12 protein-coding genes are annotated in these 17,301 nt (G+C 41.1%); 8 read left to right on the forward strand and 4 right to left on the reverse strand.

The features are described from left to right. Nucleotides 1-24 precede the first annotated feature (24 nt). A complete protein-coding gene (locus tag FUT79_RS02015) occupies nucleotides 25-1,485 on the reverse strand; it encodes a cysteine--tRNA ligase (RefSeq protein WP_024753006.1) in 1,461 nt (486 codons plus the stop codon). Nucleotides 1,486-1,592: 107 nt separating this feature from the next. Here FUT79_RS02015 and murB point away from each other — a divergent pair, with 107 nt between their 5' ends. From murB to FUT79_RS02045, 6 genes are all read left to right on the forward strand, one after another. Further along, nucleotides 1,593-2,555: a UDP-N-acetylmuramate dehydrogenase gene (gene murB / locus FUT79_RS02020; protein WP_002695397.1), complete on the forward strand. Its 963-nt coding sequence runs from the start codon at nucleotides 1,593-1,595 to the stop codon at nucleotides 2,553-2,555. A 60-nt stretch (nucleotides 2,556-2,615) separates the two neighbouring features. After that, nucleotides 2,616-3,863, forward strand: a complete 1,248-nt coding sequence (locus FUT79_RS02025; RefSeq protein WP_024753007.1) for a Crp/Fnr family transcriptional regulator — start codon at nucleotides 2,616-2,618, stop codon at nucleotides 3,861-3,863. Nucleotides 3,864-3,871: 8 nt separating this feature from the next. After that, nucleotides 3,872-4,465 (forward strand): hypothetical protein, encoded by a 594-nt coding sequence (locus tag FUT79_RS02030; RefSeq protein WP_002695393.1) that lies wholly within the window; start codon nucleotides 3,872-3,874, stop codon nucleotides 4,463-4,465. After that, on the forward strand, nucleotides 4,440-4,895 hold the full coding sequence (locus FUT79_RS02035) for a DUF192 domain-containing protein (RefSeq protein WP_002695391.1): 456 nt from the start codon (nucleotides 4,440-4,442) through the stop codon (nucleotides 4,893-4,895). The genes FUT79_RS02030 and FUT79_RS02035 overlap by 26 nt, the downstream gene beginning before the upstream one ends. A gap of 247 nt (nucleotides 4,896-5,142) precedes the next feature. Continuing rightward, nucleotides 5,143-5,955, forward strand: a complete 813-nt coding sequence (locus FUT79_RS02040; protein WP_002695389.1) for a CheR family methyltransferase — start codon at nucleotides 5,143-5,145, stop codon at nucleotides 5,953-5,955. 142 nt (nucleotides 5,956-6,097) lie between these two features. Further along, the gene (locus tag FUT79_RS02045; RefSeq protein ID WP_002695388.1) at nucleotides 6,098-7,228 is read left to right on the forward strand and encodes a protein-glutamate methylesterase/protein-glutamine glutaminase; all 1,131 of its coding nucleotides are present in this window, start codon (nucleotides 6,098-6,100) and stop codon (nucleotides 7,226-7,228) included. A 432-nt stretch (nucleotides 7,229-7,660) separates the two neighbouring features. Here the strand turns inward: FUT79_RS02045 and FUT79_RS02050 are convergent, their stop codons facing one another. The 3 genes from FUT79_RS02050 to FUT79_RS02060 all read right to left on the reverse strand — a co-directional run bounded on the left by FUT79_RS02050 (nucleotide 7,661) and on the right by FUT79_RS02060 (nucleotide 10,285). After that, the gene (locus FUT79_RS02050) at nucleotides 7,661-8,953 is read right to left on the reverse strand and encodes an ABC transporter substrate-binding protein (RefSeq protein WP_024753008.1); all 1,293 of its coding nucleotides are present in this window, start codon (nucleotides 8,951-8,953) and stop codon (nucleotides 7,661-7,663) included. A 591-nt stretch (nucleotides 8,954-9,544) separates the two neighbouring features. Beyond that, nucleotides 9,545-9,904: an integrase core domain-containing protein gene (locus tag FUT79_RS02055; protein ID WP_244951115.1), complete on the reverse strand. Its 360-nt coding sequence runs from the start codon at nucleotides 9,902-9,904 to the stop codon at nucleotides 9,545-9,547. A gap of 99 nt (nucleotides 9,905-10,003) precedes the next feature. Further along, a complete protein-coding gene (locus tag FUT79_RS02060) occupies nucleotides 10,004-10,285 on the reverse strand; it encodes a transposase (protein WP_024753009.1) in 282 nt (93 codons plus the stop codon). A gap of 530 nt (nucleotides 10,286-10,815) precedes the next feature. Between FUT79_RS02060 and FUT79_RS02065 the strand changes: the two genes are divergently transcribed. Both FUT79_RS02065 and FUT79_RS02070 read left to right on the forward strand, forming a co-directional pair. Then, nucleotides 10,816-13,587, forward strand: coding sequence for a PD-(D/E)XK nuclease family protein (locus FUT79_RS02065; protein ID WP_024753010.1), 2,772 nt, complete (start codon nucleotides 10,816-10,818; stop codon nucleotides 13,585-13,587). Then, on the forward strand, nucleotides 13,587-17,003 hold the full coding sequence (locus tag FUT79_RS02070) for a UvrD-helicase domain-containing protein (RefSeq protein WP_024753011.1): 3,417 nt from the start codon (nucleotides 13,587-13,589) through the stop codon (nucleotides 17,001-17,003). Before FUT79_RS02065 ends, FUT79_RS02070 begins: the two co-directional genes overlap by 1 nt. The last annotated feature ends 298 nt before the right edge of the window (nucleotides 17,004-17,301 follow it).

The raw sequence follows: 17,301 nt of genomic DNA on the forward strand, positions 1-17,301 counted from the left end.
CAGTTCAACTTTACAGAAGGTAATCTATATTCTTTTCCAAACGGTCCCTTTCGGTGTATCTTCAAGTATTATTCCTTTCGTACGCAACTCGTCCCGAATTTCATCTGCACGTTGATAGTTTTTTGCGTTTTTCGCATCAGTTCTTTCTTGTATCAGCGTTAAAATGCTCTGCTCATCCATTGCGGATTCTTGCTTGTTGCTGTTCGACTCCGATTTTTCAAAAAGATTTAAGCCAAAAATCTGATCAAAAATTGAAAGTGTTTTTAATCGGTCTTCAGCGGAAATTGTTTTGTCTTTTATAAGTTGTTGCATTTCAGAAATGGCACGCGGAGTTGATAAGTCATCTTCAAGAGCTTGCACAAAAGACTCAAAATACGGTAATGCAGGAGAATTCCGAAGCAGTTTTTCGGCATCGGAAGCGGATATTTTTTCTTCAATGAGAGAAAGATTTTCTATACCGCTTTTAAGATTTTCAATTCGCTGCTGAAGGCTTTTCCGCGCATTTTTTGCGGTTTCCATTGCTTCCCATGAAAAGGTAAGTTGACTTCGGTAATGTCCTCCCAAAAGTAAAAAACGGTAGTCTATCGGATCAAACCCTTTATCAATTACCGCTTGTAATGTAATAAACTCTCCGCTTGATTTTGACATTTTCCCTTTATTCATAACAAGGAATTCATTGTGCATCCAATATTTTACCCAAGGTTTGCCGGTTGCGCCTTCCGACTGCGCTATTTCATTTGTGTGGTGAATACGTATATGATCAATCCCGCCGGAGTGAATCTCAAATTGTTCTCCGAGATATTTCATACTCATTGCTGAGCATTCAATATGCCATCCCGGATACCCCTTGCCCCAAGGAGAATCCCATAAAAGAGCTTGATTTTCAAATTTGCTCTGTGTAAACCAAAGCACAAAATCGTGCGGATTTTTTTTATTTTTATCAATAGCAACACGGGCTCCCGCCTTTAACTCATCAAGGGTAAAACCCGCCATTTTCCCGTAATCCGGAAAGGTAGAAATATCGTAATATAAATTGCCTTCTGAAAAATAGGTATGCCCGCGCTCTTCAAGCCTTTTTATAAGGGCTATCATTTCGGGGATATGATCGGTTGCTTTACAGACAATAGTCGGTTTTAATATATTCAGCCGCTCAGTATCGGTAAAGAAAGCTTTAGTGTAATAATCCGCAATTTGCATTACCGACTTGCCGCGTTCTTTTGCAGATTTAACCATTTTGTCTTCCCCCTCGTCATTATCACCCGAGAGGTGCCCGACATCGGTAATATTCATAACATGTGTAACATCATAGCCCAAAAAGGATAGAGTTCGTGTTAGGATATCCTGAAAAACATAGGCGCGCAAATTACCGATATGCGCATAATTATAAACAGTTGGACCGCAACCGTAAAACCCGACCTTCATTCCGCTGAGCGGCTTAAATTCTTCAATTTTTTTCCCTAATGTATTATACACTCGTAATGACATAATTTTCTCCAATCATTTAAAATTAAAAGTGCTTTTTACGTTATTTAAAACTTTTAAAACTGTCGCATACTGTTACAATTCTCACTTTTATTATATACTAATTTTCTATGCCTATTTTACGAGAAATACCGAAAAAGTGCAAGTTCCGACATTTATTGCGTTTTAATGTTCCTCTGGCGGAAAAAACAGGTTTCCGAACCGGTGGCATTGCAGATGTATATTTTGAGCCGACCTCCATAGAAGAGTTAGACACCGCAATTTGTTATTTTTTTGAAGAAAACATCCCTGTTTCGATAATCGGAGGTGGAACAAATATTTTAGTAGCCGATAAAGGAATAAGAGGGGTGGTTGTTTCTTTGCAAAAGCTACGTACAATTCAAACGGAAAAACTAACAGACGGCGGCTTTTTAGTAACAGCCGAGTCCGGTGTTTTAATGCAAGAATTGATTGATTTTTGTATTGCACAAGAGTTCGCAGGTTTGGAAAATTTTGGCGGTCTTCCAGGCACTGTTGGCGGTGCGGCCTATATGAATGCGCGATGCTATGAAAAATCGATTTCCGATGTATTTTACAGTGCCAGAACACTGTCTTTTTTTGAAAAAAGATGTATACTGGATGAAGTAAAATATCATAAGGAAGATTGGGATTATAAAAAATCCCCTTTTCAAACGGAAGATGGAGTCAAATTGGGGTATAATCGTCCGATAATCCTTTCAGTAAGTTTTTTACTTACGCAAGGAATAAAGAAAGAGATTGAAGCTCTTGCACAGGAAAAACTTGCCGATAGAACTACAAAAGGACATTTTCGGGCACCGTCCGGAGGAAGTACTTTTAAAAACAATAGAAATTTCGGAAAGCCTTCCGGAAAGATTATTGATGAAGCGGGACTTCGCGGCTTACGAGTTGGAGGAGCCCAAGTTGCACCTTGGCATGGCAATTTTATTATAAATGAACACAATGCCACGGCAGCGGATATTCGCACGTTAATAGAAACAGTACAAAGGAAAATTTTTGAATCGAATGGTATTAGACTTGAGCCTGAAATATTATATGCAGGAGAATGGAATTAAAATCTTACAAGTTAAAACGGGATTCTTCATAGAAGAATTCATTTGAAAGGAGACGGATAATTGTTACGGTTGTCTTTTGTTAATTTTAAGAAAGGGTCATACATTCTAATAGAAGGAAAAACCGATACTGATCGTTTTTATATTATTCAAAGCGGAAACGTACAAATAGCCAAACAAATTGAGGTTGTGGCTGAAGAAGGCGGCAGTGTATTGGGGCCGGGTGACTTTTTGGGCGTTATTGCCTGTATGGCACGGCATAACCAAATTGAGACAGCGATCGCGATAACGGATGTAGTACTCATCGCCGTCCGCTATGATCAGTTTTCGGAACTTATTGAAAAAAACACCCCGGTTGCAATGAAAATTATTTACTCATTTACAAAGAAAATGCGCTATTTAGATGAAGCTCTTACCCGTATTACCTTGAAGAAAAATATTGATATGGATGTTTCGCATCTTTTTACCATCGGTGAATATTATTTGCGAATGTCCAAATTTGAGCTTGCGCTCTATGCATATTTTCATTATTTAAAAGAAAGTCCTGAAGGGACGTATGCGGATGCTGCGCGAAAACGATTTATGGCAATCAAATCAATGGGGGTCAAAGTTTCCATAGATATGTTGGAGCCGAATACCAAAGAAATGACTCGTGTTTACGATCGGGAAGCAATGATTTTTTGCGAATGTCAACCGGGAGCGGAACTGTATATTATTCAAAAAGGGCATGTAAAAATAACCAAAATTGTTGACAATGACGAGGTGCTTTTAGCGGTACTGAAAGAAGGTGATATGTTTGGAGAAATGGCTTTGCTTGAAAATAAGCCACGCTCTGCAAGTGCTATTGCAACCGCCGGCGGTTGTCAACTTTTAGCGGTAAACCGAAATAACTTTAACCAAATGGTTGCAACTCAACCGCAGCTTATTGCCCGTCTTACCACAACACTGGCAGACAGAATCTGGGTAATGTACAAACAGCTTGCTAACACCTGTATCAGAGATACAACAGAAAAAATGTATGATATGCTTGCAATCCAGCTTGAGAAAGCGCGGAGCAAACCTGAAGCAGGCAAAACTCATACGTTTAACTTTGGTCCTGTGGAGTTGGCAAATATGTGCGGTATACCGAAAAACATGGTAGCGCAAGCAGTTTCAGACTTTTTAGGTGAGCCGATTATTCGTTGTGTTGATGATAAGATATCCGTTACCGATGAGCTTGAACTTATGAAGCAGGCGGCCTATTTTAAAAAGATGCAAGTCATTGAGCGCTCACGCAAAGATGCGAAAAACAAACCCTCATCTTATTGGTAAGGTAGTCTATGAAAAAATGTTTTTTATATACGGTGATTTTTCTTTTCTTTACGGTGTTTCTTATTGCGGATTCAGAAGCATTGATTACCGAACCTGTAGATAGTGAAGAAACGGAAAGCACTGAAAATACCACAATAGAAGAGCTTTCTGCCGAATACCGCGGAATTTCTTTGGGAATGAATGTTAGTGCCGTTAAGGAACTCTTAAAAAAAGATCCAATATTCGGCTATAAAGGCGACCGAGATATTTCTCTTTTACCAAGTGAAAATCGCACCCTTATCGAAACCTCGGGCTCTTTTTTTATCTCCCGCAGCTGGCTGCAGTTTTATCAGGACAGTTTATACGCCATGTCTTTTAAACTTAACACGGATAAACTTGATTATTACTCAATTTACACAAATCTTGTAAAAAAATACGGAGAACCACATTCGCTTAATCCTCAACGAGCTATTTGGGAAAACGATTCGGTTCGCCTTATTCTGGAGCGACCCTTGCTTATTAAATATATTGATGTAAAAGTATTTAATGATTTGATTCAGCAAAATACCGTAGAAAAAGCAAAAACAGAGATTAACCGTGAGAATTTTATCAATAGTTTTTAGTTGTATAACGATTTATGCAGCCTGTGCAGCGGAAAAAAAACTGCACACAGAAGTTATTCATATCATCAATTCGCAGGGAATATCCAAGACGCTTATTGTCGAACTTGCCCGCACACAGGCGGAACAAGAACGAGGGTTTATGGAACGCACTGAAATTCCTGACGGCACCGGTATGCTCTTTGTGTATCAAAAGGATTCTGTTCTTCACTTTTGGATGAAAAACACTCCGCATCCTCTTTCAATTGCCTATGTTGATTCTAAAGGAAAAATCAGAGAAATTCGATCTCTCAAACCATTCAGCCTTGAACCGATATCAAGCAGCAGCTCCGTGCGCTATGCGTTGGAAGTACCGGAAGGCTGGTTTGAACGCAACGGCATAAAAAAAGGAGACAGCTTATCACAAGAAAGCCTTGCATTGTTACAACGCTAAGCTGATGTTTTCCGGACTGCCGTTTGTAGTATTTATAATGATGGTATAAAACATTACTGATTTCGATTTTATAAACCGATAAGATATTAAAGGAGAAGCTAAAACTTTTTGGATTAAGAAATGTTTTTTCTAAGAGTCAGAATTTTTTATCTCAATTGATAAAACGCATCTTTTGTTCATAATAGACACTAGGCACTGGAAAAGAAATTTTCTTTATGATACACTTAATAACCGATGAAGGATTAATATGACAGTATTAACGGATACCGAGTTTAATAACTTTAAAACATTAATTTATAATGAAAGCGGTATAACATTCTCTGCAACAAACCGCCCCATTTTGGAAAATAGAATTCAGGAACGCTTGCGCGAAACCGGCATTTTAAAAGTAGAAGATTACTACAATAAAGTGCTTAAAGAGCAGGAAGAGCAAAAGGTGTTATTGGATTCTGTTACTACAAACTTAACCCGCTTTTTCAGAAACCAACCTCATTTTGATGCGCTCATAAACTACATTATTCCCGAACTCGTGAAAATAAAAAAAGCTCAAGGGAAAAATAAAATTCTGGTATGGAGCGCAGGTTGTTCAACAGGAGAAGAGCCTTATACCATTGCAATGATTTTGTATAGGTATTTGCCGAAGGAATTCACTGCGGAAGTTTTAGCCTCTGATCTGTCGCTAAAATCACTTATGGTAGCAAAACAAGGGTTTTATCAAGAAAATAAGGTTGTCGGAGTACCTGAAGATTATTTAACGGCTTATTTTAAAAAACAAGACAACGGATACCAGATTAATCCTGAAATCATGAGTATGGTAAAATTTGATTATCATAACTTAAAGCATGAACCGAATAGACGCGGAATTGATATTCTTTTTTGCAGAAACGTACTCATTTATTTTGATGAGGCAGCTCAAAAAGCCGTGGTGAATCGATTTTATGATGCTATGTCGCCAAAGTCTTTTTTATTTATTGGGCATTCAGAATCTCTTTTTGGGATGAATACAAAATTTGAATTTTTGAAAACCGACTGGGCTTGTTTATATAAAAAAGATATTTAGCTTTTATGCGCAAATATCTTTAGTGAATTATACTGTCTGATTTTCTGTTTTAAACGGAAATGTTATATAAGTATAACTGTGGTTATATCGAATCCTTGCGCAGTGCCGCAAGATCGGCAATAAATATGATGGAGTTTTTCTTATGGAAGAGATACGAGTTTTAATAGTAGATGATTCAGCTCTTATGAGAAGCTTAATTGAAAAAATTATAGTTAGTTCTCCTGTTCTTACTGTTGCCGATAAGGCAATGAATGGACGCTTTGCATTACAAAAGCTCGAAAGAGCCGATCCCGATGTTATTTTATTAGATTTGGAAATGCCGGAAATGAACGGGGTTGAATTCTTAAAAGAACGCAAACGCCTTAATATTGATATTCCTGTTGTAATCCTTTCCAGTATTGCTAAAGAAGGGGCAAAAATTACGATGGATTGTTTAGAGCTTGGCGCCAGTGATTTTGTTACAAAACCTTCGGGAGCGGACTCTGCAAACTTACACACGGTAGCAAAGCAAATCATAGACTTTGTGGTAGCGTACGGACGGCAATATCAGTTAAAAAGAAGAGCGGGAGCCGCACAAAAAACACCGAAAGATTTAAGCAAGTTATTCTCTCCAACGGTAAGCAGAGGTAAAGAACGCACCTCCTTATTTCCGACAAAAAAATACGAAAAACCGGTACCTGTCTGCGAACCGGGTAATATTGAAATTATTGCAATCGGAATTTCCACCGGAGGGCCGAATGCGTTACGACAAGTATTTGCAAATATTAGTGAAGACTTACCGCAACCCATAGTAGTGGTACAACACATGCCGGCAGGTTTTACCGAAGAGTTTGCAAAAAGTCTTAATAAAATTTGTCCGCTGGAAGTAAAAGAAGCAAGCGACGGAGATGTTATTAAAAAGGGCAGAGTACTCATTGCTCCCGGCGGTAGGCATATGGTTGTCGACAAACGCCCGCTTGCAACAATAGCAAAAATTATTGATACTCCTCCAGAAAACGGACACCGCCCAAGCGTTGATGTATTGTTTGCCTCAATTGCAAAGCAATTTACAAACAGAGCGCTGGGAATTATCATGACAGGCATGGGGAAAGACGGAGCCCGAGAACTTACCAATTTATATGCGGCAGGATCCCGAACTATCGGACAGGATGAAGCTTCGTCAATTGTCTATGGAATGCCGCGCGTTGCCTATGATATGGGTGGCGTTATGGAGCAAGTTTCTTTAGAAAACATGGCAGAGGCCATCAATAATTACGGAAAGAAATTTGCTTAAACCGGCAAACAAAAAATCCCTTATAAAAGTCTTTAAATCGGATGCTCCTCAATTTTATCTCATCAAAATGCATGAGGTGCCCGCGCGTGTACGTCCACGGTTCTAAACAGAAGCGATGTTTTAAAGCAAGACTATTTGCAAAGCTTTAAAACTCGCAAGACCTAATTTTGACAAGGACGTCAAAATCAGAACGGGCACGGATGTTAAAACCGGATTTAAGCATTCCTATGGTAAATTGCCCACCGTTGCTCAATTCTAAACGATGTTTTGCCTGATACTTTAGCGTAAACAGGCAAAACTCGTAGGCGAATCAAAGGTAGAAAATCCAAGGATCCGCCGTTGCGCCGTGTCGGGCTCTTTTTTATAAATTTTTTTACGATTCGCATAAAATACATTAAAAACGCATCAAGCTTTTAAAGATTCTCAATATTATTAGTTTTCGTCTATAATTGCTTGTGCCGCTGCTTTGAGTGTTGCCAACGCTTTTTCCGGACTCACCCCCGAAAGCATCACAGACTCTACTGCAGATCTGATAGCGGTTTGTAATTCCGCACTGCGCGCCCCGTAATACACCATATGAGCCTTATTCATATCGGAGATAAAAACATCGGAATACGGCATATTTTTTAACGTACCGGAATTGAGCAGCACCTTTGTCGGCTGAATAATATTTCCGCCGTCTTTTAAATAATCCTCCCCATGCGAAAGCAAAAATCCGATAAGCTTCCATGCGGCATCCTGTTTTTCTTTCGGGATATCATTATTTACCATTAAAAAATGCCCGTAATAACATGCGGGGACATTATTCACCGCTTCTTCAAAAACAGGGAAGGGAACAACCATCCACTCCTTACTTGCATAAAATTCCGGATTATCCTTTTCGATTCTCCCCTGCTGATACAACCCTGTTGCGGTCATGCCGATGTCATTATTATCCTTGTTAAAAATATTACGCGCATTCTTATAGGTAGGAGACCCGAGATTTTTCCCCGAAGGTCCCCACTGCTGCATAAAGGTTAAGAATTTAATCCATGCCGCATCACCGACAATCGCCGTTTTACCATCATCGCTTATAAGCTTCCCGCCAAGCTGCTCAACCATCGGAACAAACGCAACAAGATAATACGGATACCGAAAATCAAAACCGCGGCGAATTAAAACATCCCCGTCACGGATAACAAGCTTTTCTGAAATTCTCACCATATCTTCCCATGTTTTCGGATAATCTCTTTCAGGATCCAACCCGACACTGCGGAACACTTTCTTATTGATATAAATACACCAGTTAGTAATCTCAAGAGGCAACCCGTAAATTTTGCCGCCCTTGGTAACCGCATTAAGAATTTCGGGCAGATAATTATCATAAATTGCCTGTTGATTTTTATACCCTGCAGCTTGAGGATTAACCGGAGCCACCCTTGCATTGGAAATATACGAATACGAATGCTCAATTGAAAGATTAAAAATATCAGGCCCTCGCTTCTCCGCAAAAGCGGTTTGCACAAGCTCAATAAGTTTTGCAGGCCCCTGTGTGGTTCGCACAACCTTAATGGAAGGATTACTTGCTTCAAATTCCGCAATAAGCCTTGTTTCCAACTCGGTACGTGCAGGATCGTCATGTGTCCAATAATTTAACGTTATTACACTCGACTCCTGTTTATTAGCGCACGCGGACAAACCGCAAAGCACGCAGCCAACGAAAACCATACGTATTAGTTTTTTCATTTAAAACCTCCTAAAAACATTTATAGTACTATGCTAAAAAGTCTATCACATTTTTTTACGTAATCAAACATTGCACGCAAAATTCTTTAATTTAGAGCAACGGTTTAGTTTTTGACGTCCGTGTCAAAAACTAAACCTGCGAGTTTTAAAGCTTTCCAAATTACTTTGCTTTAAAACATCGCTTTTGTGTGGAACCACGGGCGTCCGTGTCGGTTCTGAAATTTACATTTCTCTGGTGCAGGGGTTAAGGGGACGCAGAGTCCCCTTAATGCGAAGCATAAGCGAAAAACGCTCTGCGCCAGCAGCCACTAAAAACTTCTAAATACAGATCCACTATTGCCTGATAATCACAACTAAAAAGCTTTTTACTCCATAGCGAACACTGAAATCACTCGTTTTCAGCATGGGTTCTTAGGGCAGCGCCCTAAGCAGCGTTGCATAGCCAGCGAAGCTTCCAGGCAAGGATGGAAGGGGTCTTAAGGGAAGGAAGGAAAGCTTGCTCTGAACAATGGATTAGATTTTGACGTCCATGTCAAAATGGAAATGGAAATGTCAATATCAGTTCAGTATTTTTATCCCCTAAATGTATGTTCAAGCCACTACATTCTTTTTCTTTGTGACTTTCAGCCGATACAATGTCGGCGGTAAGCCATCCTCATTAACCGTACTGATTCTTTTCCGGTTGTAATAGACCATGGTGTATTGCCATACAAGCGTTTTCACTTGTTTCCGCATCATCTTTGTTGTATCTATTCTATATAAAAGTTCTTTCTTTAATGTTGCAAAAAAACTTTCCATGCGCGCATTGTCATAACATTTTCCAACATCACTCATGCTTTGGATAGCTTTGAATTTTCCAAGCGTTTGTTTATACGCTATGCTTGTAAATTGGCTTCCGGCATCACTGTGAACTATGACTCCGGCTCCAGGCTGCCTCATTTCAAATTTCACTGACGCCTAACGCTTTGCATATCGACAAAACCGGATGGCTTTTTTTGCCGTCGGCATTTTCATACGTGTAAAAAATATATGCAAAGATAGTGCTTTTTTTCACTTCTTCCAGCCCTTCACGAAAAAAGCGAGTGCGCCTTGCAAGATTTCGTTGGCTTCTTTGAGCTCTTTGATTTCGCGCTGGAGCTGTCTCTCTCGCTCATCCAAAACGATAGCTTTTGCCGTTGCAGCTCCGTCGCTTGCTTTATAGCGATTTTTCGTTTTTCGCCAATCGGTCAGCGTCCCGTATGAAATACCGAGATTCTTCGCCGATTCTTTTGTGTCGATTTCATCAGACAGTTGTAATGCCTGCTGTTTAAATTCTTGACTATAACGTCGCATAGTATCCTCCTACTATTCCCTATTATGTACCTTAGGGGCTTTTTTGACTGTACGTGTATTATATCCTTCCAAATTGACAGTAATGGTTTTGCGGCTTCAGCATCCCTATGGTAAGTGTACTCACCGTTGTCAAACTCAGAACGGGCACGGACGCCCGTGGTTCCAAACAGAAGCGAGTTTGAAAACTACCACACTTCTATAATAGGAGTTTTAAAACTCGTGGTTTAGTTTTTGACAAGGACGTCAAAAACTAAACCGTTTTGTCGGGCTCTTTTTATAACTGGGAGTTTTCGAACTCACAGCCACTGTGAACAAGACAACCAAAATTAGATTCAGAGCGGGTGTTAACCGCAGCGGAGCCCGCAGTACGCCGCATGAAGGGGAACGCCCGAATGGTTTGCTTTCATATAAATCGTGAGCTGATAACTCTAAAAGCGAAATCGGTATGGCGTCAAAGATGTTGAAAAATGCGGCTTGAATGTTTGAACTAAATAGGCAATTCGGTATATAATGGAAAGAAGAGGTGTTAAATGCAAAAAACTGCGGGAAAGGCGACTGTCGATGCAAGCATTGCGGAGTGTATAAAAACCTATGCGCCAAGTTTGGATGTGTGTTTTGTGTTTCCGTCAAAGGTTGTGTCTCGGTTGTGGTTTCATAAGGCGTTAGATTTGACGGGGCTGCCGACGTTGCCGGCGGATATGTTTGTTGCGTGGGACAGTTTTAAAACTGCCTGTTTAATTGCCGATTCGGAGAAGGCGGCGCCTGTTTCGCAGGTGGTCAGGAAATTGTTTGCACATGCGGTGAGCGAAAAAAACAGGCGGCAGGTTTCTGCGGGAAAGGCGTTTTTTACCGAGTTGATTCCTGAAGCGTATGCCGAGTCAAGCGGGATTTTTGCCGATTGGATTGCCTCTCTTTTACCGCAGCTTGATCACTGGGAAAAACGGTTTACGCAAAGCGGTATTCCGACGGATACGGAGGCGAAGGATTTGGCTCTTTTAAAAAAAGAGTACGAGGCGTTTTTGCAAAAGCATGAGCTTTTTGAGCCTTCGTGGACGGCGGATGTTTTTACCCCGCAGGTTTCACAGTATATCATTGTGTATCCCGAGTTAATAGAAGATTTTTCCGAGTATGCGCAGTTGCTTGAAGCCTGCCCCGAAGTAAGCTTTTTGCCGATTGGTTCTTTTGATGCGGCGCAGAATCCGCTGATTAGTTTTGAAAATACGCGGGCGGAAATACGGAATACCGTGCTGCGGATTGAGCAGCTTTTAAATGAGGGCGTGTCCATATCCGAGATTGCGGTAAGCGTGCCGAATATTAAAGAGATGATGCCGTATCTTAAGCGGGAGTTTGCATTGCGCTCAATTACCGCCGATTTTAGGACAGGGTTTTCTTTGGCGGATAATCAGGCGGGGTTTTTATTCAGTCAAATTGCCGATGCGGTCGATCAGCATTATTCGTTTGAATCAATGAAGGCGCTTGTGTTTAATAAACATATTCCCTGGGCGAATGAATGCGGCGCTCGGGCGCTGATGAGTTACGGTATTAAAAATAACTGCGTTGTTTCTTGGCAAGATGAGAAGCGTTATAAAAATGTTTGGTTTGAATCTTTTAAAATAAGCAAAGAAGAAAATCCTGCGGAAGAGGATGAAAAAGAGGCGGCAAAAAATTGGATTATTCCTTTTATGCAGATGGCGGAAAAATTAACTTCGGCAAAAACGTTTACTGAAATACAAACCGCGTATTTTACCTTTCGGGATCGATTTATTGTGGAGGATAAATTTTCCGCTGAAGATGATATGGTTATGTCGCGCTGCCTTGCCTGTTTGCGCCAGCTTTCCGAGCTTGAAGAAGAGTTTAAAAACTGTCTGCCAAGCTCGCCGTATCGGTTTTTTATTACGCAGTTGCAAAATGAAATTTACGTACCGCAAAATGAGGGGCTTGGCATTGCGATATTTCCGTATCGGGTTGCGGCAGGTGCGCCGTTTACGTATCACTTTGTTTTAAATTGTAATCAGAATTCCACCGGCATTATTTACAAAAAGCTGCCCTTTTTGCGGCAGGATAAACGGGATTTACTCAATGTGGCGAACACCGACGCATCGCAGGCGTTTTTTGCCGCCTATGCCAAAAACGGGAATTGTTTTTTTTCATTTGCCGAACAAACAATCTCAAGCTTTGTGATTGCAAACAGTAACTTTACCCAAACAGTGCCGCCGCCATCCATTGATGAAACGGACTCGTTTTTAGAAGAGCTTATGATGTATCAAGGCGGCAAGGCTTTTACGCAAGCTTATTCCATTCAAAAAAACGGCTTTGAAGTATGGAGTGGCAGAAACACCGAAAAAGGTTTTTCATATTTGCAAAATTCTTTTAAGCATCAGATAGCAGCGCTCACCGAGCGCATTCACGCTGTGCAATTTAAAGGAAGCGCGGTGCGGGTAAATCAAACCGGATTAAGAAATTTTTTCTTTTGTCCTTCTTACTGGTTTTTATCACGCGTGCTTACTATCAACGATGAACAATACGAGGCTGAATTATTTAATCCGCGTTATGTCGGTATTTTAATTCATGAGGTGCTGGAAAAATTGTATCAAAAGATTAAGGCAAAAGATACAAAGTTTTGTTCCGCAAACACTGCAACATACAAAGAATGGGCAAAAGATATAATACAAAAAACCGCAAAAATGAGATCAGAGTATCAGGGGCCGCTTGCAACGCCGTTTATTGAATCATTGTATTCGCGAATTTTTGAAGCGGTTGAGTATGCTTTATCATTTGATTGCGAAAAACTTGACGGCTGGCTGTTATCAAAAATTGAAGAAAGAATCGAATTTGAATCGGGCGGAATTTTTTACGAAGGAATTATTGACCGCGTTTCCGTTTCCGCTGAAGGGTCTTCGGTTTTGCTTGATTACAAAACGGGCAGGCGTCCGCCAGCGTCAAGCTACACCGATTATGAAAAGAACGGAGAGCTTCTCGATTTTCAAATGCCGATGTATGTGCATTTGCTGGAGCATAGCGAAAAAGAATTGGTTGAACATGCTTTTTTCATCGGCCTAAGAGAGCAAGATGTCAGCTTTATTATTAACAACAAAGCTGTTATAGACCAAGGGCGAAAACGCTCTGTTTCCCGGGAACAATTCTCCGGCGTAATGACGTGTTTTCAAACTTCGGTGCAGGATTTTGCCGCCGCAGTCAAATCGGAAAATTTTATAAAACCTGAAAATGTTACGTGGCAAACATGCAAGGCGTGCGGCTTTAAAGGCATTTGCAGAACGGCATATATTGTGAGGGGGGAATAATGAGCGACTTTATCGAAAGCTTAAATCAGAATCAAAAAGCTGCCGCACTTATCGATGTCAATGCGGTGATCTCCGCCGGGGCAGGCTCGGGAAAAACGCGGGTGCTGACCGCCCGCTATATCCACTTGGTTATAAACAAAAAAATTCCGGTAGAAAAAATTGTTGCTCTTACCTTTACTAAAAAAGCGGCGGCGGAAATGTATCAGCGCATATACCGAGAGCTGTTGACATGCGACAGCCCCGAGGCAAAACAGGCAATAAACAGTTTTCATCTTGCGCGCATTATGACCATCGATTCTTTTTCTCTTGCGGTTGCAAGAACGGGGTGCAAAAATTTCGGGATCAGTCCCGATTTCAGTATTGATAAAAATGCCGGCGACCTGCTTGCGGAGCAAATAGCGTTAGACTTTTTTTTAAAACATCGCAACAATAAAAGCTTGCAAACGTTTATGGGAGAAAGCAATATCGAAACATTTGCGCAGGAATTATTCGGTACGCTTCTTTCTGAACATATCTTTGTTTCAAGCCCGATAGATTTTCAAAAAAAGCTTAGGCTCCAACTTGAAAAAACAAAAGAATCTTTTCGGTATGCCGCAGATGAGGCTCGCAGGGTTTTGCAAGAGCTCGATTTGCTTTGCTCAAAAGCGGACTTCAATAATAATGCAATTAAAAAATGCAAACTGATTCTTGATTCAGTTTTTCAAAACAACTATGATTTTTCAGGCGATGATTGTGCAGAGTATCTTCATAAACTGGAACAACTTTTTGTTATAAAAGGAAATCTTGGAGGGTCTAATCTTGCAGCAGCCGAATGCAGAAGTATAATCAAAAATGAAATTAGGGAGCGTATTTATCCGAAACTATTAAACAGCTATGCCTTGCTTGGACACCAAGCTGATATTGAAGAGCTTTTTAAACTCTTTGAAGAAATTCAGGCGGAGTATATTCAAAAGAAAAAAGAAACCGGCACGCTCAATTATGGAGATGTTGCAATGCTTGCGCGCGATGTACTGTTACACTATCCCGACATACGCCATTTTTATAAACAAGATATCTCCGCCATTATGATAGATGAATTTCAGGATAATAATATTTTACAAAAAGAGCTTTTGTATTTGCTTGCCGAACGAGAAAACTGGGAAACGCCCGCCATTCCCGCCTCTGAAGAACTTTCCGAAGGCAAACTCTTTTTTGTCGGCGATGAAAAGCAATCGATTTACGCATTCCGCGGTGCGGATGTCGCCGTGTTCAGACAACTCTCTTACGATTTGCATGCAGACTCATACAGGACAAAAACAAGTCTTGATACCAATTACAGAACGGAAACAGGGCTTTTAGATTTCTTTAATCGGATTTTCAGTTTGGTTTTTTACTCTCACCGAAACAAACCGGATTCAGGAATAGTGCCTACGTTTGAAGCGGAGTTTTTTCCGATAGGCACCGCGCGGCACACAGAAGGCGTAGAGCCGAAAATAGAATTATTCGGCGTTGACAAACACCGCTTGGAAAACTACCAACGCTTTGAAGACACGCTTGATGATTTGGATGACTTGGACGGTTCGTCTGAAGGTTCCGAAGAAGCGGGGACAACTTTGTATTTAACGCCGCGTGAAGCGGAAGCCTTTAGGCTTGCAAAACGGATAAAAGAATTATACGAAGACAAAACGCCGGTGCGGCATAAAGATGAAAAAGCCCGCCCCTGCCGCTGGGCGGATTTTGCCATTCTCATGCGCGCAACCACCAACCAACAAATTTTTGAACGCTTTTTGCGGGCGGAAGGAATTCCCTATCGGTCGGTACAGCAAAAAGGTTTATTCTTTGATGCGCCGATAAACGACATTTATGCGCTGCTGCAACTTGCCCTACTGCCTTCCGACAGGCAAAGCTATGCGCAGGTTTTGCGCTCTCCCTTTGTGCTCCTCGATGATAGATCTTTTACGATTATCATGCTGAATAACGCCGAACCTTTTTCCGCCGACATGGATTCGCTTCTTGAGGATGAGGCTCGCAATCGTTTTGAGCAGGGCAGGGCATTGTACGAGCGGGTACAGAATTATCTGAAATCATATTCAAATGCGGAACTGGTAACAAAACTTTGGTATGATGAAGCGTACCGCTATATACTGCTTACCAATCCCGAGTATCATTCATACCTTGACCTTTATGATTATTTTTTTGAAGCGGCGCGGCTTGCAGATGAACAGCATATTGCGATAAGCGATTTTGTCGCCAACATTCGCTCCTATGCGGAAAATCTCGAAAAACCCGATGAAATGGAAATCCCTTTTGAGGGTGATAACGACGCAGTACAAATAATGAGCGTGCATAAAAGTAAGGGGCTTGAATTTCCCATCGTTTGTATTCCTTCCTGTGATTACAAAGGTATCCCGATAAAGAAAGACGGAAAGTTTTATTTTTCCGATGAGTATTCGGTGGCAATGCATTTGCCGCCCGTCAAAGGCTTTGAAGGCAATCCTGAAAATATTTTTTATACGGAAATGAAAGAAGAGCTTGGACAAAAACAGGTAGCGGAGGCAAAACGTCTTTTATATGTTGCCTTAACCAGAGCGGAATGCCGGCTGATTATTTCGGGAACGTTGCCGATCGCCGCAAAAGAAGATCAATATACGGAAAATGTACAACGCAGTTTTGAAGAAATAAAAAAATTCTTTACCGAGCAAAATCCCAATTCCTCAACTCGAAGTTTCTTTTCGCTTTTGCTTTCCGCAATAGCCAATGATATCCTTGCCGAAAAAGAGCCGGTGTTTTCCTTTGAGGAAATTTTGCCGATAGAGCGAAAAACCGTTACATCGCAAATTCCGCAGAGCCGGAAAACAGACTATGCGGCGGTGTATCGGAAACTGCAGATAAAGCCCGCACATCGATTAACGGAAAAACCCGTTACGGCGGTAACCGGTCTTGAAAAAGATTCCCGCTGGACAAATGCCCGCGAGCAAGAGCCGCCCGCAATGAGCGGCTCGGATCTTTCCGCCGCTGATATCGGAAGCCTTGCCCACAAAGCGATTGAAGCGTACTTTTTGCAAAGGGATATTTCCATACCTGAAAAACTTAAAAAAGAAATCCATACCATGCGGGATACTTTTTTTAATTCAGAGCTTGGAAAAAAAGCCCTCGCCGCTCAACTGCGAAAAACGGAATACGGTTTTATCACCCGTCTGGAAAACAAACTTGTTGCCGGTCAAATCGACTTACTGTTTGAGGCGGATAACTGCATTTATATTGTGGATTATAAAACCGACTCGGTGATCAATCCGGAAAACCACCGGCTTCAATTACAGGTATACAAAAAAGCGGTCGACGACTTATACCGCATAAAACACGCGGAGCAAAAACCCATACGCCTCGTGCTCTTTTACCTGCGGCACGCACAAGCGGTTGAAGTTACTGAGCCTTAGTGCTGCACTCTTTTAATACTTTTATACAAATTGTAAAAAATTTTATAAGCAAGAGCTCGACACGGCGCAACGGTGAGCAAACTTACCACAGGGCGAACCCTTGGAATTTCTACCTTTGGTTCGCCAACGAGTTTTAAAGCTTCAATTTTACAAAATAGTGTTGATGCTTTAAAACATCGTTTGGAATTTTGCAACGGTGAGCAATTTACCATAGGAATGCTGGAACCGCAACTATTCATTGTTAATGCTCCGATTAGTATAATAGAAGTTAATTACAGAACGTTACACCGGATGTGCT

The organism is Treponema phagedenis (assembly GCF_008153345.1).
In the GTDB taxonomy this organism is placed as follows: domain Bacteria; phylum Spirochaetota; class Spirochaetia; order Treponematales; family Treponemataceae; genus Treponema; species Treponema phagedenis.

Excerpts from the sequence above, each read along its gene's own strand:
- FUT79_RS02015 (WP_024753006.1), bottom strand. The coding sequence starts at position 1,485 with ATGTCATTACGAGTGTATAATACATTAGGGAAAAAAATTGAAGAATTT.
- murB (WP_002695397.1), top strand. The coding sequence starts at position 1,593 with ATGCCTATTTTACGAGAAATACCGAAAAAGTGCAAGTTCCGACATTTA.
- FUT79_RS02030 (WP_002695393.1), top strand. The coding sequence starts at position 3,872 with ATGAAAAAATGTTTTTTATATACGGTGATTTTTCTTTTCTTTACGGTG.
- FUT79_RS02040 (WP_002695389.1), top strand. The coding sequence starts at position 5,143 with ATGACAGTATTAACGGATACCGAGTTTAATAACTTTAAAACATTAATT.
- FUT79_RS02045 (WP_002695388.1), top strand. The coding sequence starts at position 6,098 with ATGGAAGAGATACGAGTTTTAATAGTAGATGATTCAGCTCTTATGAGA.
- FUT79_RS02050 (WP_024753008.1), bottom strand. The coding sequence starts at position 8,953 with ATGAAAAAACTAATACGTATGGTTTTCGTTGGCTGCGTGCTTTGCGGT.
- FUT79_RS02060 (WP_024753009.1), bottom strand. The coding sequence starts at position 10,285 with ATGCGACGTTATAGTCAAGAATTTAAACAGCAGGCATTACAACTGTCT.
- FUT79_RS02065 (WP_024753010.1), top strand. The coding sequence starts at position 10,816 with ATGCAAAAAACTGCGGGAAAGGCGACTGTCGATGCAAGCATTGCGGAG.
- FUT79_RS02070 (WP_024753011.1), top strand. The coding sequence starts at position 13,587 with ATGAGCGACTTTATCGAAAGCTTAAATCAGAATCAAAAAGCTGCCGCA.